The sequence below is a fragment of the Pseudomonas sp. 2822-15 genome (assembly GCF_002742515.1).
Taxonomy (GTDB): Bacteria; Pseudomonadota; Gammaproteobacteria; order Pseudomonadales; family Pseudomonadaceae; genus Aquipseudomonas; species Aquipseudomonas salomonii.
On record NZ_LJRY01000183.1, the window covers coordinates 454426 to 474928 of the forward strand.

Below are 20503 nucleotides of genomic sequence, written 5' to 3' on the forward strand. Positions count from 1 at the left end.
GCTGGCTTGCCTGCGATGAGGCACTGAAGGTCAACCCAGATGCTGGATCAGGCCCTGATAGCAGGTCGCCAAGTGATACGGCGTAGTCGACGGCATATCCCGCCGGCTCACCGCGCCCTTGGCATCCAGGCACTCGTGCCAGCCTTTCTCATGCAAAAAGTGCTGTTGCAGCGCCAGCAATTGGCGCTGCAACACCGCCTCACTGCCCGGCCGCAGGGTCAGCGCCCGCAGGTATTCAGCCTGGGCCCAGATCCGTTGCGTGCCGTCGCGCACGCTGCCGTCCAGGGCGAGCATGCCGCTGACTGCGCCACTTAACTTATCCACACCCTTGAGCTCTGCATAGGCAAACGCACGCGTCAGCGAGGCATGCAAGGGGGTGCCGCGCAGCACGTCTGACGATTCGAGCAAAAAGAACCACTCGAATTGATGCCCCGGCTCAAACCAGTTATCCACCGCGCCCAGCGGTTTTTCCATCATCACGCCGTGCTGGCGGTCGATGAAGCGCTTCTGCAGGGCCGTGGTGAGGTCAAGCAGCGCATGCTGTGTGACCGCGTCTTCACGCACGGCCAGCGTGGCGAGGAAACCTTCGGCCAGGTGCATCAGCGGATTTTGCAGGGGGCCGGACTTGAGGGATGACCAGTTGCGCTCCAGCACCGCTTCGTACAGGCCGTCGCCGGTGGCGAAACGTTCGGCGACCACGGCCAGGGCCGCGTTGAGTACCGACTCCACCAATGGCTCGCGTACCTTGGCCCAATAGTGGGCGCAGGCGAAGATGATGAAGGCGTGGGTGTAGAGGTCTTTGCGCTTGTCCAGCGGTTTGCCGTGGGCGTCGATGCTGTAGAACCAGCCGCCATGCTCGGCATCATGGAAGTGCCGTTGCAGCGAACGAAACAGCGCCGCTGCACGCTCTTCGGCAAACGCTGCACCGGGCTCGCCGATCAGGCTGGCGAACAGGTACAACTGCCGGGCGCAGGCCATGGCGCGGTAGCGTTGCGGGGGCAATGGCTGGTGATCGGCGCCCAGCGCCTCGTAGGGCAGTGCCAGGTCGGCGTTCCAGCCCGGGCCTTGCCACAGCGGCACGATCAGGGTGTGGAAGTGCGTGAGCACGGCATTCAAGGAAGGTTGGGAAGCGATGGGCATCGGCTGGCGTCGTCACGGCAGAGGTGTAGGCGCGCATGGTAGCAGGCTGATCGTTCCCACGCTCTGCGTGGGAATGCATTTCGTGACGCTCTGCGTCAGGCTTTGGGACGCGGAGCGTCCAGGGCTGCATTCCCACGCAGAGCGTGGGAACGATCAAGCATGGGGCCCTTAGCAGCGGCGCCAATCAGCCCGCCAGCAACCACACCCCAGTCGCCGCCGAAGCTGCCCCGGCAATCCGTACCAACGGTGCAGCAGCGGCCGGCAGAAAACGCACCACGGCATACCCAGCCGCATGCAGAGCCGCCGTCGCGCCGACAAAACCGGCGGCGTACGCCCACGGGCTGGACATGTCCGGCAGCTCCAGGCCGTGCGCCACACCGTGGAACAACGCAAACAACGCCGTCCCCCCCCCCGCCACAAACAGCGGCGGCCGCACTGCCAGCGCCACCGCCAAGCCCAGCGCCAGTACCGAGGCGGCAATCCCGCTTTCCAGCGCCGGCAGTTCCAGGCCTTCAAAGCCGAGCAGGCCGCCGATCAGCATGGTGCCGACAAACGCGCAAGGCAGTGCCCAGCGCGCCTTGCCTTGTTGCTGCGCGGCCCACAGGCCGACGGCGACCATGGCCAGTAAATGATCAATACCGCCCAGCGGATGGCTGATACCGGCCACCAGCCCATTATCGCCATGCCCTGGGTGAGCGAAGGCAAGGGCCGGTACCAGCAGCAGGGCAGCGGTAGCGAGAAGTTTGTTGAGACCCATACAGGCTCCTTTTTGGGGGTGGGATCAGGCCGCAGTCAGCAAGCCCTGACGTTCGATAAAGGCGACGATTTCATCCAGGCCGACGCCGGTTTTCTGGTTGCTGAACACAAAGGGCTTACCGTTGCGCATGCGTGTGGTGTCACTGTTCATCAGTTCCAGCGAGGCGCCGACCAGGGGCGCCAGGTCAATCTTGTTGATCACCAGCAAATCGGATTTGCAAATACCGGGCCCGCCCTTGCGCGGCAGCTTGTCACCGGCAGACACATCGATCACGTAGATGGTCAGGTCTGACAGTTCCGGGCTGAACGTGGCCGACAAATTGTCGCCGCCGGACTCCACCAGGATCAGGTCCAGGCCGGGGAAGCGGCGGTTGAGCTGGTCCACCGCTTCGAGGTTGATCGAGGCGTCTTCACGGATGGCCGTGTGCGGGCAGCCGCCGGTTTCCACGCCGATGATGCGCTCGGGCGCCAGGGCCTGGTTGCGCACCAGGAAGTCCGCGTCTTCGCGGGTGTAGATATCGTTGGTGACCACCGCCAGGTTGTAGCGGTCGCGCAGCGCCAGGCACAGCGCCAGGGTCAGTGCGGTCTTGCCGGAGCCCACCGGGCCGCCGATGCCGACACGCAAAGGTTGTGTGTTCATATAGGTCTCCTAGGAACGAAACAGGCGGCTGTATTGGCGCTCATGGGCCATACACGCCAGGGACAGGCCGAACGCGGCGCTGCCGAAATGGATAGGGTCGATGTGTGCGGCGTCCTGCTGGGCTTGTTGCAGCAGGGGCAGCAATTGGCTGGTCAGGCGTTGGGCGGCTTGCTGGCCCAGCGGCAGGGTTTTCATCAGCACCGCCAATTGGTTTTCCAGCCAGCTCCACAGCCACGCGGCCAGGGCGTCATCGGGGCTGATGTGCCAGGCGCGGGCAGCCAACGCCCAGCCCAGAGCCAGGTGCGGCTCATCACGGTGAGCCAGGAAGTCGCGTGCGGCGTCGTCCAGCTCCGGTAAGCCGTTGAGCAGCTGTTGCAGGGAATAGCCCATCTGCCGGCTCTCCTGATACAGCTCGCGCGTCTCGCGGCTGGCGCGGTGCTCTTCGCACAGCTGCGCCAAACGCGGCCAATCCTGTTCGGCGGCGGCGCGGCAATGGGCGAGCAACAGCGGCGCCTCAAAACGGGCGAGATTGAGCAGTAACTGATCGCTGATCCAGCGCAGGGCACTGGCTGCATCATTGACGCGGCCGTCATCCACCGCCATCTCCAGGCCTTGGGAATAGCTGTAGCCACCAATCGGCAATTGCGGACTGGCCAGACGCAACAGCGCCCAGGCTGGGTTCATAGACGTACGCCGAACTGGTGGAGCTTGGGCGGGTAGTTGAAGTCTTCGTCGCCATGGCGCGAATGGTGATGGCCGCCGCCATAGGCGCCGTGTTCCGGCTGGAACGGAGCCTCGAGGGTTTGCGTGGTGGCGCCGAGCTGTTCGAGCATGGCCTTGAGCACGTAGTCATCAAGCAGGCGCAGCCAGCCGTCGCCGACTTGCAAGGCCACATGGCGGTTGCCGAGGTGATAGGCCGCGCGTGTCAGTTCGAAGGCATTGCTGCAGGTTACGTGCAGCAGCTGTTCAGGGCGGGCGACCACACGTACCACGCGCCCGTCTTCCGCTTGCAGGCATTCGCCATCGTGCAGCGGCGGCTGGCCACGCTCCAGAAACAGGCCGACGTCTTCGCCGTCGGCACTGAAACAGCGCAGGCGGCTTTTGCTGCGCGCTTCGAAGTTCAGCAGCAGTTCGGCGGCCCAGAGGGCTTGGGGGGCGATTCGGCGGTGGATCACCAGCATCAGGAGGCTTCCAGCTATGAGCGATAAGGGAGCTAGAGCAAGGGGCTTGCCAACCCTGTGTAAGGGCGGAAAACCCCTGTAGGTAATATCTGACGTGCCACCGAACAGGGCGTCAGTCGATGCCTGTCGCGCCTCAATTTGGTGCGTTATCGGGTTTGTGGCACTGGATGTGGGCGTTTTGCGTTTAGGTCTGTAGCCAGGCGGATGAAACTTCTTTCATCTGTTTCGCACTTGGTTTTTCTCGGAGTTTTCCTACGCGATTGCAGGATTTGCCGTTCAAAAAGTTACGCGCTGTTTCATTACGATGTGCGCCGTGTTTAATCCACTGCGACGCCGATCATGTTCAAGGTATTTTTAGTTTCACTCATTGTCAGCTTGTCCTGCGCGGTCATACCGGCTTCGGCCAATTTAAAAGCGCCTGTGTCCTTCGAGCCCACCGCCACCATCGACAACGTGATCGATCGTGCCCACGAGCTGCTCGGCACGCCCTATAAAAATGGCGGTACCAAGGTTGACCAAGGGTTTGATTGCAGCAGCTTCCTGGTCTACCTGTTCAAGACCGAAGCCAATATCCGTCTGCCGCGCACCACCACAGAAATGCATCGATCAAGCGCCGCAACCGTTCAGCGCGAGGCACTCAAGCCCGGCGACGCGGTATTTTTCAAAGGTAATGGGCGCGGCCAGGTCAGCCATGTCGGCCTTTATATCGGCAAGGGCAAATTCATTCATTCGCCCAGCAGCGGCAAACGCGTGCGTATCGATTCATTGAGCAACAGCTACTGGAAAAAGCACTACACCACCGCCAAGCGCTTCCACACCGCGGGCTGACCGGGTTTATTCGGTACTGCCCAGCCCTTGCCAATGCTTGAGGCCGATAAAGATAAAACGCAGTTGCTGGGTGATCTTCGCCTGGGGCGTAAGGTGCGCAGGCAGGGCCTGGGCCGGAGGGTCGATGATGTCGGGCAGGGTGGCGAACACACTCTTGACGATCAGATCGGCCATGACGTGCAGGCCGTCGGCATCCAGGTGCTGGAGCTTGGGCATCAAGGTGAGGTCGGCGGCCAGGTCGCGGGTGATGTCTTCGCGCAGGGCGCCGATGGCTTGGCGCACGGCCAGGCAGCCACCGTATTGCTCGCGGGCCAGGAACAGGAATTGCGAGCGGTTGGCCGAAACCACGTCGAGAAATATCCGCACAGAGGCATCGATGATGCCGCCCATCACGAACTCGTTGTGACGGACCAGGCGAATGGTGGCGCGAAAGGTCTGGCCGACTTCACTCACCAGCACGAGCCCCAGCTGGTCCATATCCTCAAAATGACGATAGAACCCGGTCGGCACGATCCCGGCGGTCTTGGCCACTTCGCGCAGGCTCAGGCTGCCGAACCCACGGCCACACTCCATCAGATGGCGGGCTGCGTCCATCAAGGCGAGGCGGGTCTGTTGCTTTTGTTCGGCGCGGGGCAGCATCGGCGGGCGGGCTTTGTCGGCAAGTACAGCGTTGCACTCTAGCAAAACAGCTTCATCTACGTCGAACTTGGCGGGGTGTTCAGGGTGTGATGCAGTCTAGATAAAAGCAAAAGCCCGATCTTCTGATCGGGCTTTTTTCTCGGCCACCACGGGCTTAGCTCTGTGCTTGATGCAGTTCTTGCAGACGGTCAGCACCGCCTTCAGCAACGCCTTCGGTGTAAGCGCGTTCGTTGGCTTGTTCAGCGCCACCTTCTACCAGGCCTTTCTGTTCCAGGCGATCACGGCCACCTTCAGCAACGCCTTCGGTGTAGGCGCGTTTGTTGGCTTGTTCAGCGCCGCCTTCTACCAGACCTTTCTCTTCCAGGCGGTTGCGACCATTTTCAGCTACAGCGCCTTTGGCGTAGTCACGGTTTTCATCTTCTTGCGAACCGCTGCGGGCCAGGGTCTGGCTCGACTGAACGGCTTGAGCTTTGTTCTGTGGGGTAGCTTGTTCAGCGGCTGGCAGGGCAAATGCGCTCGAGGCCAGGACCGACAGCAGAACAGTAGCGAGTATTTGGCGTTTCATGATGGGTTGCTCCTTGGGAGGGCGATAAAGTGGGTACAGGGCTAATGTTACTCTCGAGAAGTCGATATAAAAGTTCATAAACACAATGGTAATAATCAACAGAATTGATTGTTCTCCGCAGAGGCTCTAGAACGCGCCTCTCAAGCCCGCGCTTTTGCACCGAGGTGGGTATTTTCGACACGAACGTGGGTAACAATGGTGCGCCGTCGATGATGAAAACTGTCTGATCGATCAGGAAAGTGGCTTATTGCGACTAAATCGCCGTTTGGGTTAAACCCCTGGGCGGTTTGCCAGTCGTAGCCTTATAAGCTGTAGTTTTGCTATCTGTGTTGAGGAGTCCTGTGCAATGACGCGCACTCGTAAAATCGTGGTTTGGAGCTGCGCCAGCTTCGCGGTGTTAATCGCCATCCTGGTCTTGGTGCTGGTATTTTTTGATTGGAACCGCATCAAGCCGCCGCTCAATGCCAAGGTCTCCGAAGAGTTGCATCGCCCGTTTGCCATTAATGGCAACCTCGCCGTGGTGTGGGCGCGCGAGCCCGATGAAGGCGGTTGGCGGGCCTGGGTGCCGTGGCCCCACGTGATTGCCGAAGACCTGACCCTGGGCAATCCGGACTGGTCAAAAAAACCGCAGATGGTTACGCTCAAGCGCGTGGAATTACGCATTTCGCCCCTGGCCTTGCTGGCCCAACGCGTGGTGATCCCGCGTATCGACCTCACCGAGCCGAGTGCCGACTTGCAGCGCCTGGCCGACGGCCGCGCCAACTGGACCTTCAAGTTTGACCCCAAAGACCCCGACGCCGAGCCCTCCAACTGGGTGGTGGACATCGGCTCCATCGGCTTCGACAAGGGCCACGTCACCCTCGACGACCAAACCCTCAAGACCCAACTGGACGTGATCATTGACCTGCTCGGCAAGCCGATTCCCTTCGGTGAAATTGTCGGCGACGCGGACGCCAAGAAGGCCCTGGAAAAAGGCTCGGCGCCCCAGGACTACGCATTCGGTCTCAAGGTCAAAGGCCAGTACCACGGTCAGAAACTCGACGGCACCGGCAAGATCGGCGGCCTGCTGGCCTTGCAGGACGCGGCCAAGCCGTTCCCGTTGCAAGCGCAAGTGAAAATCGCCGACACCAGCATCGCACTGGCCGGCACCCTGACTGACCCGCTGAACCTGGGGGCCCTGGACCTGCGGCTGAAACTGTCCGGCAGCAGCTTGGGCAACCTTTACCCGCTGACCGGCGTAACGCTGCCCGATTCTCCGGCCTATTCCACCGACGGTCATCTGATCGCCAAGCTGCATGAGGCCAGCGGCGCGTCATTCACCTACGAAAACTTCAACGGCAAGATCGGCAACAGTGATATCCACGGCAACCTCAGTTATGTCGCCAGCCAGCCACGCCCCAAGCTCAGCGGTACGCTGGTGTCCAACCAGCTGCTGATGACTGACCTTGCGCCGTTGATCGGTGCCGACTCCAACGCCAAGCAAAAGGCCCGTGGTGGCGAGAGCAAGCAACCGGCAACCAAGGTGCTGCCGGTGGAAGAGTTCCGCACCGAGCGCTGGCGCGACATGGACGCCGATGTGGAATTTACCGGCAAACGCATCGTGCACAGCGCCGACTTGCCGTTCACCGATCTCTACACCCACTTGGTGCTCAACGATGGCGAGCTGAGCCTGCAACCCCTGCGCTTTGGTGTGGCGGGTGGCAAGCTGGATGCGCAGATTCGCTTGAACGGGCGTATCACGCCGATGGAAGGGCACGCCAAGCTGACCGCGCGCAACTTCAAGCTCAAGCAGCTGTTCCCGACGTTCGAGCCGATGAAAACCAGCTTTGGTGAGCTCAACGGCGATGCCGATATTTCCGGGCGCGGCAACTCCGTGGCGGCCCTGTTGGGCAGCTCCAACGGTGACCTGAAAATGCTGATCAACGACGGCGCCATCAGCCGCGGCCTGATGGAAATTGCCGGGCTCAACGTGGGCAACTACGTGGTCGGCCGCTTGTTTGGCGACAAGGAAGTGAAGATCAACTGCGCGGCGGCGGATTTTGGCATCAAGACGGGGCTGGCGACGACGCGGCTGTTTGTGTTCGATACCGAGAACGCGATCATTTATATCGATGGCACGGCGAACATGGCGACCGAGCAGTTGGACTTGACCATCACGCCCGAATCAAAAGGCTTCCGCCTCTTTTCCCTGCGCTCGCCACTGTACGTCAACGGCCCATTTATCAAGCCCAATGCTGGTGTGAAAGCGGTGCCGTTGATGTTGCGGGGGGCCGGGATGGTCGCGCTGGGTGTGATCGCCGGGCCGGCTGCTGGTCTGTTGGCCTTGGTCGCACCGAGCGGCGATGAGCCCAACCAGTGCGGGCCGTTGTTGCAACAGATGAAGGAAGGCAAGGCGCCGAAAACCGTTAAGTAAGGCTTTCAAAGGATCGTTCCCACGCTCTGCGTGGGAATGCCGCCCAGGACGCTCTGCGTCCGCTCCTGAAGGGGATGTGACGCAGAGCGTCACTGGATGCATTCCCACGCGGAGCGTGGGAACGATCAGGAACCGGCGCAAAAAAATGTGGGAGCTGGCTTGCCTGCGATAGCGGTGTAACAGTCGATACAGACACTGACTGTTGGATTGCTATCGCGGGCAAGCCCGCTCCCACATGGGGTTCAGCGGTATAGCGGGTTACAGGTCCTGCAGAATATCCGCCATGTCATCGGCGTGTTCTTCTTCCTGGGCCAGGATGTCTTCGAAGATTCGACGTGTAGTCGGGTCTTTATCACCGATGTACTGGATGATTTCGCGATAGCTGTCCACCGCGATCCGTTCGGCCACCAGGTCTTCGTAGACCATTTCCTTCAAAGTATTGCCGGCCACGTATTGAGCGTGGGAGTTCTTCGACAGCAGGTCGGGGTTGAACTCCGGCTCACCGCCCAGTTGCACGATGCGCTCGGCCAGTTTGTCGGCGTGTTCGGCTTCCTGAGTGGCGTGCTCCAGGAACTCATCGGCGGCGACACTGGCTTTCAGGCCGCTGGCCATGAAGTAGTGACGCTTGTAGCGCAACACGCACACCAGTTCAGTGGCCAGCGACTCGTTGAGCAGGCGGATAATTTCCTCACGGTCGGCATCGTAACCTTCGGTCACGGCGCCGTTTTCGACGTGCTGGCGGGCGCGGCTGCGCAGGGTTGCAACGTCGGTCAAGTTTGCTTGGGTCATCTCAATCTCCTGGTGCTAATCCGGTTTTGCGCCACGCTCTGTCGGCGTGATCACTCCAAGTTGTGAGTCCTGGCTGACGCAAAAAGTTTTATCGGATTTCACACCGTCTGACCGGGCACTTCCAAATGGCTTAGTCATGGGGCAGTCATGTCGGTTGGTCTAGGATGGCATTATCGCTTTCCGAACTGGATGCCGGCCCATGCCCGATTCCCTCGCCACGCGTTACCCCTTGGTGCTGGTGCCCGGCATGCTGGGCTTTGTGCGCGTAGGCTTTTTCCCTTACTGGTACGGCATTGTCCCGGCGCTGCGAGCGGGTGGGGCGCAGGTATTTGCCATTCAGGTGGCGCCGCTGGATGCCAGCGAGGTGCGCGGCGAGCAGTTGCTGGCGCACATCGAACAGATCCGCCGCGAGACCGGCGCCGATAAGGTCAACCTGATCGGCCACAGCCAGGGCGCGCTCACCGCGCGTTATGCCGCCGCCCTGCGCCCGCAGTGGGTGGCGTCCGTGACGTCGGTGGCCGGGCCCAACCATGGCTCGGAACTGGCGGACCATATCCACGCCCATTACCCGCCGGCCAGCGTGAAAGGCAGGCTGATGAGCGCGGCGTTTCATCTGGTTGCCTGGGTAATGGGCCTGCTGGAAACCGGCTATCGCGGCCCGCGCTTCAAGGCCGACTTGCAGGCCTCGCATCAATCCCTGACCCGTGACGGTGTGGCCTTGTTTAACCGCCAGTATCCCCAAGGGCTGCCCGAAATCTGGGGCGGGCAGGGCGCCGAGGTGGTCAACGGCGTGCGTTATTACTCGTGGTCCGGCACCTTGCAGCCAGGCAAGACCGACCGTGGGCGCAACCTGCTGGATGGCACCCATCGCAGTTGCCGGCTGTTTGCGCGCAGCTTTGTGCGTGAGCAGGGCCAATGTGACGGCATGGTCGGGCGCTACAGCTCACACTTGGGCACGGTCATCGGTGATGACTACGCCCTGGACCACTTCGATATCGTCAACCAATCCATGGGGTTGGTGGGCAAAGGTGCGGAGCCGATCCGGTTGTTTGTCGAGCATGCCCGGCGGCTGAAGGCGGCGGGGGTTTAACCGGGAGACCGGGTTATCGTTCATCGCAGGCAAGCCAGCTCCCACATTCGACCGGGTTCCAGCTTTGGAATGGGGTCAACTGTGGGAGCTGGCTTGCCTGCGATAGCGATCTGTCAGGCGACGCCAACCTCACGACGCACCGGCGTAATCCAACGCTCCGACAAAATCACCCCACCCAAGGTCAGCAAGCCACCGACCAAGTGATACGGCGCCAACTCTTCCTTCAGCACCACCGCCGCAATCAAGGCGGTAATCAACGGCAGCAAGTTGAAAAACAGTGTGGTGCGGCTTGGCCCCAGGTGTTTCACCGAGTGCATCCACGCCAGTGGCGCCAGCATCGACGCCAGCAGGCACGCGTACAGCACCAGCGGGATATTCGTCCAGCCCAAGCCGGCTTTGGCCGAGAACAGGAACAGCGGAAACAGCACCACCACCGCCACCAGTATCTGCAAATACAGCAACACCAGCGGCGGCAGGCGCAATTGCCATTTTTTCAGCAGGGTGCTGTAGACCGCGTAGGCCAGGGTAGCGAACAGCATCATCGCGTCACCCAGGTTGAGCCCGTGTTGCAGCAACGCGCCGAGGTTGCCGGCCGAGACCACCACGACCACGCCCGCGAACGACAGCACCGCACCGGTCAACGCGCCGAAGGTGAGGCGTTGGCCGAGGCTGATGATGGCGGCCGTGAGCGACATCAACGGCATCAGCGACAGGATGATGCCCATGTTGGTGGCGCTGGTCAGTGTCGCGGCGTAGTAGGCCAGGCTTTGATACACCGCCATGCCCAATACGCCGAGGATGAAAATCTTGCCCAGGTTCGGGCGGATCAGCGCCCAGTTGGCCAGCACCGGCTTGAGCATGAATGGAGTAAACAGCAACGCCGCCAGCAACCAGCGGTAAAAGCCGATTTCTGCGGGGAAGATTGAGCCCACCGCCAGTTTGTTGACCACGGTGTTGCCGGCCCAGATAAAGATGGCCAGCAGGGGATACGCGTATTGCATCGAAAGAAACCAGGTGTGTTGATGAGCCGGGATTATCCCCTGTCTGGATAGAAGCCTATACTGCGATCCAGACAACCGACCTTTGTATCCAGACAATATGGCCAGACACACCGTACGCCTCGCGGACTTTCGCAGCCTGCCGAGCCCCGTCTACTTCCGCTACTCCGAATTCGCCCCCGACACCGAGTGCACGCCGCACCGGCATGGCTGGGGCTCGCTGGACTATTCGGCCAATGGCGTGATGCGCATGGAAGTGGCCGGCAACCGCTTTATGTCGCCGCCGCAGTACGCGGTATGGATCCCCCCCAATACCGAGCACAGTTCCTATAATGCCCAGGCGATTGTGTATCGCTCCGTGGGCCTGGCCCCGGAACTCTGCGCGCAACTGCCGCAGGCGCCGTGCACCTTGGCGATCAGTGACATTCTCAAGGCCATCCTCAGCGACTTTGCCCAGCGTGACGTCAATATCGCGCAGACCGAGGCCGACATACGCCTGGCCCAGGTGCTGGTGGACCAGCTCAAGCAAGCGCCGATGCATGATTGCTTCCTGCCTTACGCGCGCCACCCCGGCTTGCTCGGCGTACTTGAGGGCATGCAGGCCGAGCCTGGCGACAATCGGCCGCTGGCGCAGTGGGCCGAGCAAGTGCATGTGAGTGAGCGGACGTTGGCGCGCCAATTTGTGCGCGAGCTGGGCATGAGCTTCGGTGAATGGCGCCAGCGCCTGCGTTACCTCGCCGCCATCGAAGCTCTGGACAGCGACCGCAGTGTGCAACACGTAGCCTTTGACTTGGGCTACAGCACAGCCTCGGCGTTTATCGCCATGTTCCAGCGTCACGCCGGCTGCACCCCGGAGCAGTACCGCCGGTCGAATATCCGTGGGCGCTGAAGATGTAACAGGTTTTGACTACACTGCTGCGTAGGCCGTGCCCCTTTGGTACGGCAACAGGGAGAAAACTCCATGAAGATGCTGCGTATTCCGTTGTTGATGATGGGCCTGCTGCTGTGTTCCCAAGGCTTCGCTGCCACTGCCCAGCAAAATAAAATGACCACCTGCAATGCCCAAGCCTCCACCAAGACGCTCAAAGGTGATGACCGCAAGGCCTTTATGAAGACCTGCCTGTCGGCGCCGGCCGCCAACGATGCCAAGACCCTGACCCCGCAGCAGCAGAAAATGAAAGACTGCAATGCCACGGCGAAAACCAAGGCGTTGGCTGGCGATGCGCGTAAAACCTTTATGAGCACCTGCCTCAAAGGCAGCTAGCAACATAGATCCCATGTGGGAGTCGGGCTTGCCCGCGATGCAGACGCCGCTGTACATCAGCCAGACTAAGGTGATGCCATCGCAGGCAAGCCAGCTCCCACACTGACAGTGTTCACAATTCAGACCTCTCGCTTGATTCCCTCAAGGCTGGCAGACTGCCCATCCTTTAACGCCGTTCGTTTTGAGGCTGTATGCCAACGTTTTCTCAGCGTCACGTGTTGTTGCTGGTCAGTTGCATCATCATTTTCGGCGGGCTCCTGCTGGTGCTGCCACTCAAGCTGCTGCCCAGCCTGCTGGCCGGCCTGTTGGTTTATGAACTGGTCAACATGCTTACCCCGCAGTTGCAGCGGTTGATCGAAGGCCGGCGTGCGCGTTGGCTGGCGGTGGCCTTGCTGGGCACCTTGATCGTCAGCGTGCTGACCCTGATCTTTGCCGGCGCTATCAGTTTCCTGCTCCACGAGGCGGAAAACCCCGGGGCTTCCCTGGACAAATTCATGGGCGTGGTCGACCGCGCGCGCGGGCAACTGCCGCCGTTCGTCGACGCCTACCTGCCCGCCAGTGCCGCCGAGTTCCGCGTGGCCATCGGCGATTGGCTGAGCAAACACCTGAGCGAGCTGCAACTGGTCGGCAAAGACGCCGCCCACATGTTCGTCACCCTGCTGATCGGCATGGTGCTCGGCGCCATCATTGCTCTGCAACGCGTGCCCGACCTGACCAAACGCAAACCCCTGGCCGCCGCGCTGTTCGACCGCCTGCACCTGCTGGTCCAGGCGTTTCGCAATATCGTCTTCGCCCAGATCAAGATCGCCGCGCTCAATACGGCCTTCACTGCGATTTTTCTCGCCGTCGTGTTGCCGCTGTGCGGTATCCACCTGCCGCTGACCAAAACCCTGATCGTGCTGACCTTCCTGGTCGGCCTGCTGCCGGTGATCGGCAACCTGATCTCCAACACCCTGATCACCATCGTCGCGCTGTCGCTGTCGATCTGGGTGGCGGTGGCGGCGTTGGGGTATTTGATCGTGATCCACAAGGTCGAGTACTTCCTCAACGCGCGCATTGTCGGCGGGCAGATCAGTGCCAAATCCTGGGAATTGCTCCTGGCGATGCTGGTGTTTGAAGCCGCGTTCGGCCTGCCGGGCGTGGTGGCGGGGCCGATTTATTATGCGTATTTAAAGAGTGAGTTGAAGCTCGCAGGCATGGTTTGACGCAGTAAGCTGCACTTTAAAGGGACTTAGAGGGGAACAAGCGGTGAACGACAACATCTACGCTGCGCCAACGGCGGAGCTGACCGAGACGGTAAAGACGTCTGCAGAGTTTTACGTCATCTCCAAAACCAAGCTGCTGGTACTCAGCTTCCTCAGTTTTGGGCTGTATACCTATATCTGGTCGTATAAAAACTGGAGCTTGTACAAAAAAGCCCATCAGCTGGACATCTGGCCTCTGGCCCGTGCCATTTTCTTTATTTTTTTTATGCACCAACTGTATCGCCGCGCCGCCGATCGCGTTGCTCGCAGCGGCCGAAAATTCGACTTTGACTTCGAACAGTGGGCGACCGTGTTTGTGGTGGTGACGGTCGGCGCCAGGGTTTTCGAGGTGGCGGCTAAACGGATCGACAGTTGGTCTGTGTATCAACCCCTGGCGATCCTGGCGATTCCGCTGTGTGCCTACATCCTCCAACAAGCCCAGGGCCTGATCAATTTTGCGGCAGAGGATCCCGAGGGCAAGAGCAACGCGCGTTTTAACCTGTGGAACTACCTGGTGATCGTGCTGGGCGCAGTCATGTGGGGCCTGACGCTGATGGGGTTGTGGACGATCTATCACCGCTAGATGAACTTCCGGCAGGGCGACTGAAAAGCCGCCCTGTTCGTGCTTGGGATGGTTTTGGATTTAACTCGCGCCCAATCACATCCGTCCCGCAAGGGATCGGCCAGTCACTGGCGCCGCCTTTGTGGCGAGCGGGCTTTCAAGTGTACGCAGGTCAAAATGTGTGTGCGGGCTTGCCCGCGATGGCGTTGGGTCAGTGGATAAATACATCGCCTGACACTCTGCTATCGCGGGCAAGCCCGCTCCCACACTTGAATGGCTGGACAGGTCAGCTGCCGTAACGCTTGCTCGCCTCAATCGCCAGACCACTGCCGATACTGCCGAAGATATTGCCTTCCACATGCCGTGCATTCGGCAGCATGGCCGAGATGCTGTGGCGCAGTGCCGGAATGCCGCTGGAGCCGCCGGTGAAGAACACCGTGTCCACCTGGGCCACGCTCACCGAGGCATCGTTAAGCAGTTGGGTGACGCTGTTGCGCACACGCTCCAGCAACGCGTCGATGGACGACTCGAACAATGCCCGGCTCAGGTCGACGCTCAGGCCTTTTTCGATGCGGTCCAGGGCCACGTGGCGGTTGTCTTCGTGGGTCAGCTGGATCTTGGTTTCTTCCACTTCCATGGCCAGCCAGTGCCCGGCGCGCTGTTCGATCAGCTTGAACAGGCGGTCGATGCCGCCGGTGTCTTCGATGTCGTAGCGCATGCTGCCCAGGGCCAGCTGGGATTTTTGCGAATACACCGAGTTGATGGTGTGCCAGGTGGCCAGGTTCATGTGGTGGCTGGTGGGCATGTAGGCGCCGCTTTTCATGCGGCTGCCGTAGCCGAACAACGGCATCATGCCTTGCAGGCTTAGCTGTTTGTCGAAGTCGGTGCCGCCGATGTGCACGCCGCCGGTGGCGAGGATGTCGCTCTGGCGGTTGTCGTTGTGACGGCGGTCCGGCGACAGGCGCACCAGCGAGAAGTCTGAAGTACCGCCGCCGATGTCGACGATCAGTACCAGCTCTTCTTTCTCGATGGTCGACTCGTAGTCAAACGCGGCCGCGATCGGCTCGTACTGGAACGAGATGTCCTTGAAACCGATCTTGCGCGCCACATCCACCAGGGTGTTTTCCGCTTCCTGGTCGGCCATGGGGTCGTCATCGACGAAGAACACCGGGCGGCCCAGCACCACTTCTTCGAACTCGCGACCGGCGTTGGCTTCGGCGCGGCTCTTGAGCTGGCCGATAAACAGCGCCAACAGGTCGGTGAACGGCATGGCCGTGCCGAGCACGCTGGTGTCGTGCTTGATCAGCTTGGAACCCAGCAGGCTCTTGAGCGAGCGCATCAGCCGGCCTTCGTAGTTCTCCAGGTATTCGTGCAGCGCCAGGCGACCGTACACCGGGCGGCGCTCCTCGAAGTTGAAGAACACCACCGACGGCAACGTGATCTTGTCGTCCTCCAGCGCGATAAGCGTCTCCTCGCCGGGGCGGATCCAGCCGACGGTGGAGTTGGACGTGCCGAAGTCGATGCCGCAGGCACGGGCTGGGGATGTGTTGTTCATGTCTTCCAGGTTCCGGTTAAAAAACGGCCGCGCAGTGTATGCCACTCGAGGGCGGATGCGTAGGCCGACTATCCGCTAAATCGTGCTTGAAAGTTGGGTATTTGCCCCCACATCTGTTGCATACGGCTAGCGCCGATAACACTTTGACGCACCCCCAGGCCACACCACTCAACAGGTGCAAAGCAGCGCACGTTGTGCCCCGGGCTGTGCGATCTCGATTAAGGATGGTGAACCGCCGATGGATTTCAAAGACTATTACAAGATTCTGGGTGTCGAGCCGAGCGCCGATGACAAGGAAATCAAGGCCGCCTATCGCAAGCTCGCACGCAAGTATCACCCGGACGTGAGCAAGGAAAAGGACGCCGAAGAGAAATTCAAAGACGCGTCCGAAGCCTACGAAGCGCTCAAAAGCGCCGACAAGCGCGCCGAGTACGACGAGCTGCGCAAATACGGCCAGCATGGCCAACCGTTCCAGGGCCCGCCGGGCTGGCAGAGCCGTGGCGGTTTTGGCGGTGGCCAGGACGCGGGGGATTTTTCGGACTTCTTCAGTTCGATCTTCGGCGCACGCGGTGATGCTTTTGGTGGCGGCCAGCGCCGTCCTACCGGGCGCAAGGGCCAGGACGTGGAGATGCAGCTGTCGGTGTCGCTTGAAGAAACGCTGTCCACCGAATCCAAGCAGATCAGCTTTCAGGTGCCGCAGTACGACGCCTCCGGCCGGCATGTCAGCAACACCGTCAAAAGCCTGAATGTGAAGATTCCGGCCGGTGTGGCCGATGGCGAGCGTATCCGCCTCAAGGGCCAGGGGGCACCGGGCGTCGGCGGCGGTGCCAATGGCGATCTGTACCTGATCATCAAGTTTGCGTCGCACGCCAAGTTCGAAGTCGATGGCGAAAACCTGATCATCAACCTGCCGCTGGCCCCGTGGGAGCTGGCGCTGGGCACGGAAGTCGCAGTGCCGACCCTTACCGGCAAGATCAACCTCAAAGTGCCGGCCGGCAGCCAGAACGGCCAACGCATGCGCGCCAAGGGCCATGGTTTGTTGAACAAGGCCGGGGAACGCGGTTTTCTGTTCATCCAGCTCAAAGCCGTGATGCCCAAGGCGGCAGACGATGAGGTCAAGGCGTTGTGGCAAGCCCTGGCGGAAAAAGCCGCGTTCGACCCCCGCGAGCACTTCTGAGCGGGCAGCCTACGTAGACCGGTAATGCAGCGCACGCCCCGGAACGCAAGATAACCCGGGGCGTCGGCACGCTTGCCTGGGTTAGAACAAAAAGTAGCGCTGGGCCATGGGCAATACATCCGCCGGTTCGCACCACAACAACTGGCCGTCGGCCTTGACCTGATAAGTCTGTGGGTCAACCTCGATCTGCGGCAGGTAATCGTTGTGGATCAGGTCGGTTTTCTGCACATCGCGACAGCCCTTGACCACCGCAATCTGCTTCTTCAGCCCCAGCGCCTCGGGCACGCCTGCGTCCTGGGCGGCCTGGCTGATAAAGGTCAGGCTGGTGGCGTGCAGCGAGCTGCCGAAGCTGGCGAACATGGGGCGGTAGTGCACCGGTTGCGGCGTGGGGATCGAGGCGTTGGCGTCACCCATCAGGCTGGAAGCAATGGCGCCGCCCTTGAGGATCAAGGTCGGTTTGATGCCAAAGAACGCCGGACGCCACAGCACCAGATCAGCCCACTTGCCCACTTCAATCGAGCCGACGATATGGCTGACGCCGTGAGTGATCGCCGGGTTGATGGTGTACTTGGCGATATAGCGTTTGGCGCGGAAGTTATCGTTGCCGGGGCCGTCGCCGGGCAGGGCGCCACGCTGCTTTTTCATCTTGTCGGCGGTCTGCCAGGTGCGCGTGATCACTTCCCCGACACGGCCCATGGCCTGACTGTCGGAGCTGATCATCGAAAAGGCGCCGAGGTCGTGCAGGATGTCTTCGGCGGCGATGGTCTCGCGGCGGATGCGGCTTTCGGCGAAGGCCACGTCTTCGGCAATGCTCGGGTCCAGGTGATGGCAGACCATCAGCATGTCCAGGTGCTCGTCGATGGTGTTGCGCGTGAACGGCCGCGTCGGGTTGGTCGAGCTGGGCAGCACGTTGGCGAAGCCGCAGGCCTTGATGATATCCGGCGCATGGCCGCCACCGGCGCCTTCGGTGTGGTAGGTGTGGATAGTGCGGCCTTTGAGCGCGGCCAGGGTGGTTTCGACGAAGCCGGATTCGTTGAGCGTGTCACTGTGGATCGCCACCTGCACATCGTACTGGTCGGCCACGTTCAGGCAGTTGTCGATGCTGGCGGGGGTGGTGCCCCAGTCTTCGTGCAGCTTCAAGCCGATGGCGCCGGCCTTGACCTGCTCGATCAACGGCCCGGGCAAACTGGCGTTGCCCTTGCCGGTAAAACCGATGTTCATCGGGAACGAGTCACTGGCTTGCAGCATGCGCGCCAGATGCCACGGGCCGGAGGTGCAGGTGGTGGCGTTGGTGCCGGTGGCCGGGCCGGTGCCGCCGCCGATCATGGTGGTGACGCCGCTGGTCAGCGCCTCTTCGATCTGCTGCGGGCAAATGAAGTGCACGTGGCTGTCGATGCCGCCGGCGGTGAGGATCATGCCTTCACCGGCAATCACCTCGGTGCTGGCGCCGATGGCCATGGTCACGCCGGGCTGGATATCCGGGTTGCCGGCCTTGCCGATCGCATGAATGCGGCCGTTTTTGAGGCCGACGTCGGCCTTGACGATGCCCCAGTGGTCGATGATCAGCGCATTGGTGATCAGGGTGTCGACCACCTCATGGGCGAGCAGTTGGCTTTGGCCCTGGCCGTCGCGGATGACTTTGCCGCCGCCGAACTTGACCTCTTCGCCGTAGACGGTGAAGTCCTGTTCGACTTCGACGAACAGGTCGGTGTCGGCCAGGCGCACCTTGTCACCTACGGTGGGGCCGTACATGTCGGCGTAGGCTTGTCTGGAAATCTTCATGTGCGTATTCCTTGATCGTTCCCACGCTCTGCGTGGGACTGCATCCGGTGACGCTCTGCGTCACGACTTTAAGGGCGGGGCGCGGAGCGTCCCAGGCGGCGTTCCCACGCGGAGCGTGGGAACGATCAGTCGAGGTCGCCCATGATCCGTCCGGCAAATCCAAAAACTCGCCGCCCGCCGCTCAAATCCACCAACTCGATGTCGCGACTTTGCCCCGGCTCGAACCGCACGGCCGTCCCGGCCGGAATATTCAAGCGCATGCCCCGGCTGGCAGCGCGATCAAAGGTCAGCGCGTCGTTGGTCTCGAAAAAATGGTAATGCGAGCCCACTTGGATCGGCCGGTCGCCGCTGTTGGCCACGCTGAGGGTGACGGTGCGCCGGCCGACGTTGAGTTCGATGTCGCCAGGCTGGATCTGATATTCACCAGGAATCATGCAGGTTGCCCCAGGGTCTTGAAGTAGATGGCGGTCGGGGTGTAGCGCCCGTCCGGGCTTTGGCAGTAGTCGGGCAGCTCCCCGATCTTGGTGTAGCGCAGCGACTGGTAAAAGGCTTCGGCGCCGGAGCCGGCCTCGGTGTCCAGATACAGCAGGCCGCGTTTGTGCTGGCGTGCGGCGAGTTCCAGGGTGTTCATCAACTGTTGGCCCAGGCCATGGCGGCGGGCGCTGCTGTGTACCAGCAGCTTTTGCACTTCGGCGCGGTTCAGGCCGTTGGCTTTCAGGCACAGCGCCAGTTGCACGCTGGCGATCACTTGCTCGTCGCGCACCACCACCCACAGCAGCAGGCTGCCCTCTTCGATACTTGCCTGCACGCCGCTCAAATAGGTGCGGGCCTGGGCTTGATCGAAGTCAGCCATAAAACCGACGGAAGCGCCGTGCTTCACCGCGTCCAGCAACAGCTCAATCAAACCCAGGCGGTAGTGGGCAAAACTTTCAGCATTGACTCGACGCAGGTGCGTAGCGCTCATCGATCTCACTCCTTGGGCGGTTCGGCGCCCGGATTCAATGTCAGTTGCATAAAGGTCAGGTCCAGCCAGCGGCCGAACTTGATGCCCACTTGCGGCATGTGCCCGGTGCTGATGAAACCCAGGCGCTCGTGCAGGCGGATCGACGCCTGGTTGCCACTTTCAATGGCCGCGACCATCACGTGCTTGCCGCAGGTTGCGGCGCGTTCGATCAGGGCGTGCATCAGGCGCGGGCCGAGGCCTTTGCCGCGTTGGTCATTGCGCACGTACACCGAGTGCTCAACGCTGTAGCGAAAACCCTCGAAAGGGCGCCAGTCGCCGAAGGAGGCGTAGCCGGTGACTTCATCGTTTTCCACCGCCACCAGAATCGGATACTGCTGTGACCGGCGTGCCGCGAACCAGGCCTGGCGGTTGGCCAGGTCAACCGGCTGTTCGTTCCAGATTGCCGTGGTGTTGAGTACCGCATCGTTGTAAATGTCGCGGATCGCCGGCAGGTCTTGCTCGGTAGCATCACGAATCATGGCCGGGCCTCACGCGATTGGCTGGTGGACGGTCACCAGCTTGGTGCCATCGGGGAAGGTGGCTTCCACCTGGATATCCGGGATCATTTCAGGTATGCCTTCCATCACTTGCTCGCGGCTGAGCAAGGTGGTGCCGAAGTGCATCAACTCGGCCACGGTGCGGCCATCGCGGGCGCCTTCCATCAGCGCGGCCGAGATATAGGCGATGGTTTCCGGGTAGTTGAGCTTCACGCCGCGCGCCAAGCGGCGCTCGGCCACCAGGCCGGCGGTGAAGATCAGCAGTTTGTCTTTTTCCCGTGGGGTCAAATCCATGGTTCAAGGTCCTTCAAACAGCATTCATAAAAACACCACAGATCCCCTGTGGAAACAGGCTGGTGTGGGAGCTGGCTTGCCTGCGA

The 20503-nt window shown here is 61.2% G+C and carries 23 protein-coding genes; 8 read left to right on the forward strand and 15 right to left on the reverse strand.

Annotated elements, in window-relative coordinates:
* Positions 1 to 30: 30 nt before the first annotated feature.
* From AOA59_RS14135 to ureE, 5 genes are all read right to left on the reverse strand, one after another.
* Positions 31 to 1140, reverse strand: coding sequence for an AGE family epimerase/isomerase (locus tag AOA59_RS14135; RefSeq protein ID WP_099487933.1), 1110 nt, complete (start codon positions 1138 to 1140; stop codon positions 31 to 33).
* A gap of 184 nt (positions 1141 to 1324) precedes the next feature.
* Entirely contained in the window at positions 1325 to 1897 is a 573-nt protein-coding gene (locus AOA59_RS14145) for a HupE/UreJ family protein (RefSeq protein WP_099487935.1), read from the reverse strand.
* 24 nt (positions 1898 to 1921) lie between these two features.
* Positions 1922 to 2536 (reverse strand): urease accessory protein UreG, encoded by a 615-nt coding sequence (gene ureG / locus AOA59_RS14150; protein ID WP_028615537.1) that lies wholly within the window; start codon positions 2534 to 2536, stop codon positions 1922 to 1924.
* A 9-nt stretch (positions 2537 to 2545) separates the two neighbouring features.
* A complete protein-coding gene (locus tag AOA59_RS14155; RefSeq protein ID WP_065930651.1) occupies positions 2546 to 3220 on the reverse strand; it encodes an urease accessory protein UreF in 675 nt (224 codons plus the stop codon).
* The gene (gene ureE / locus AOA59_RS14160) at positions 3217 to 3717 is read right to left on the reverse strand and encodes an urease accessory protein UreE (protein WP_017136794.1); all 501 of its coding nucleotides are present in this window, start codon (positions 3715 to 3717) and stop codon (positions 3217 to 3219) included. The genes AOA59_RS14155 and ureE overlap by 4 nt, the downstream gene beginning before the upstream one ends.
* Positions 3718 to 4056: 339 nt before the next feature.
* Between ureE and AOA59_RS14165 the strand changes: the two genes are divergently transcribed.
* Entirely contained in the window at positions 4057 to 4545 is a 489-nt protein-coding gene (locus AOA59_RS14165; protein ID WP_099487937.1) for a C40 family peptidase, read from the forward strand.
* Positions 4546 to 4551: 6 nt separating this feature from the next.
* Here the strand turns inward: AOA59_RS14165 and AOA59_RS14170 are convergent, their stop codons facing one another.
* Together AOA59_RS14170 and AOA59_RS14175 are read right to left on the reverse strand one after the other, a co-directional pair.
* Positions 4552 to 5184, reverse strand: a complete 633-nt coding sequence (locus AOA59_RS14170) for a TetR family transcriptional regulator (protein ID WP_056860501.1) — start codon at positions 5182 to 5184, stop codon at positions 4552 to 4554.
* Positions 5185 to 5338: 154 nt separating this feature from the next.
* The gene (locus AOA59_RS14175; protein ID WP_065930649.1) at positions 5339 to 5749 is read right to left on the reverse strand and encodes a hypothetical protein; all 411 of its coding nucleotides are present in this window, start codon (positions 5747 to 5749) and stop codon (positions 5339 to 5341) included.
* 346 nt (positions 5750 to 6095) lie between these two features.
* Between AOA59_RS14175 and AOA59_RS14180 the strand changes: the two genes are divergently transcribed.
* A complete protein-coding gene (locus AOA59_RS14180) occupies positions 6096 to 8162 on the forward strand; it encodes an AsmA family protein (protein ID WP_099487938.1) in 2067 nt (688 codons plus the stop codon).
* Between the two features lie 258 nt (positions 8163 to 8420).
* On the opposite strand, the gene AOA59_RS14185 is transcribed toward AOA59_RS14180, so the two are convergent.
* Positions 8421 to 8951: a bacterioferritin gene (locus AOA59_RS14185; RefSeq protein ID WP_017136789.1), complete on the reverse strand. Its 531-nt coding sequence runs from the start codon at positions 8949 to 8951 to the stop codon at positions 8421 to 8423.
* A gap of 199 nt (positions 8952 to 9150) precedes the next feature.
* On the opposite strand from AOA59_RS14185, the gene AOA59_RS14190 reads away from it, so the two are divergent.
* Complete coding sequence (locus AOA59_RS14190) at positions 9151 to 10041, forward strand: triacylglycerol lipase (protein ID WP_099487941.1); 891 nt, start codon at positions 9151 to 9153, stop codon at positions 10039 to 10041.
* Positions 10042 to 10154: 113 nt separating this feature from the next.
* On the opposite strand, the gene AOA59_RS14195 is transcribed toward AOA59_RS14190, so the two are convergent.
* Positions 10155 to 11042, reverse strand: coding sequence for a DMT family transporter (locus AOA59_RS14195; protein WP_099487943.1), 888 nt, complete (start codon positions 11040 to 11042; stop codon positions 10155 to 10157).
* Positions 11043 to 11139: 97 nt separating this feature from the next.
* On the opposite strand from AOA59_RS14195, the gene AOA59_RS14200 reads away from it, so the two are divergent.
* The 4 genes from AOA59_RS14200 to AOA59_RS14215 all read left to right on the forward strand — a co-directional run bounded on the left by AOA59_RS14200 (position 11140) and on the right by AOA59_RS14215 (position 14130).
* Positions 11140 to 11928, forward strand: coding sequence for a helix-turn-helix transcriptional regulator (locus AOA59_RS14200; protein WP_056860495.1), 789 nt, complete (start codon positions 11140 to 11142; stop codon positions 11926 to 11928).
* 72 nt (positions 11929 to 12000) lie between these two features.
* Positions 12001 to 12303, forward strand: a complete 303-nt coding sequence (locus AOA59_RS14205; RefSeq protein WP_099487945.1) for a PsiF family protein — start codon at positions 12001 to 12003, stop codon at positions 12301 to 12303.
* 191 nt (positions 12304 to 12494) lie between these two features.
* Positions 12495 to 13508: an AI-2E family transporter gene (locus AOA59_RS14210; RefSeq protein WP_056860493.1), complete on the forward strand. Its 1014-nt coding sequence runs from the start codon at positions 12495 to 12497 to the stop codon at positions 13506 to 13508.
* 43 nt (positions 13509 to 13551) lie between these two features.
* Positions 13552 to 14130, forward strand: a complete 579-nt coding sequence (locus tag AOA59_RS14215) for a hypothetical protein (protein ID WP_099487946.1) — start codon at positions 13552 to 13554, stop codon at positions 14128 to 14130.
* Positions 14131 to 14395: 265 nt separating this feature from the next.
* On the opposite strand, the gene AOA59_RS14220 is transcribed toward AOA59_RS14215, so the two are convergent.
* On the reverse strand, positions 14396 to 15664 hold the full coding sequence (locus tag AOA59_RS14220; protein ID WP_056860491.1) for an Hsp70 family protein: 1269 nt from the start codon (positions 15662 to 15664) through the stop codon (positions 14396 to 14398).
* Positions 15665 to 15902: 238 nt separating this feature from the next.
* Between AOA59_RS14220 and AOA59_RS14225 the strand changes: the two genes are divergently transcribed.
* Positions 15903 to 16841, forward strand: a complete 939-nt coding sequence (locus AOA59_RS14225; RefSeq protein WP_069786867.1) for a DnaJ C-terminal domain-containing protein — start codon at positions 15903 to 15905, stop codon at positions 16839 to 16841.
* Positions 16842 to 16922: 81 nt separating this feature from the next.
* On the opposite strand, the gene ureC is transcribed toward AOA59_RS14225, so the two are convergent.
* The 5 genes from ureC to ureA form a co-directional block, all read right to left on the reverse strand.
* On the reverse strand, positions 16923 to 18623 hold the full coding sequence (ureC, locus tag AOA59_RS14230; RefSeq protein WP_099487948.1) for an urease subunit alpha: 1701 nt from the start codon (positions 18621 to 18623) through the stop codon (positions 16923 to 16925).
* Positions 18624 to 18748: 125 nt separating this feature from the next.
* Entirely contained in the window at positions 18749 to 19057 is a 309-nt protein-coding gene (locus tag AOA59_RS14235; protein ID WP_099487950.1) for an urease subunit beta, read from the reverse strand.
* Complete coding sequence (locus tag AOA59_RS14240; protein ID WP_065930639.1) at positions 19054 to 19587, reverse strand: GNAT family N-acetyltransferase; 534 nt, start codon at positions 19585 to 19587, stop codon at positions 19054 to 19056. Before AOA59_RS14240 ends, AOA59_RS14235 begins: the two co-directional genes overlap by 4 nt.
* Positions 19588 to 19592: 5 nt before the next feature.
* Entirely contained in the window at positions 19593 to 20105 is a 513-nt protein-coding gene (locus tag AOA59_RS14245; RefSeq protein WP_065930638.1) for a GNAT family N-acetyltransferase, read from the reverse strand.
* A gap of 9 nt (positions 20106 to 20114) precedes the next feature.
* Entirely contained in the window at positions 20115 to 20417 is a 303-nt protein-coding gene (gene ureA, locus AOA59_RS14250) for an urease subunit gamma (protein WP_032878149.1), read from the reverse strand.
* Positions 20418 to 20503: the final 86 nt, after the last annotated feature.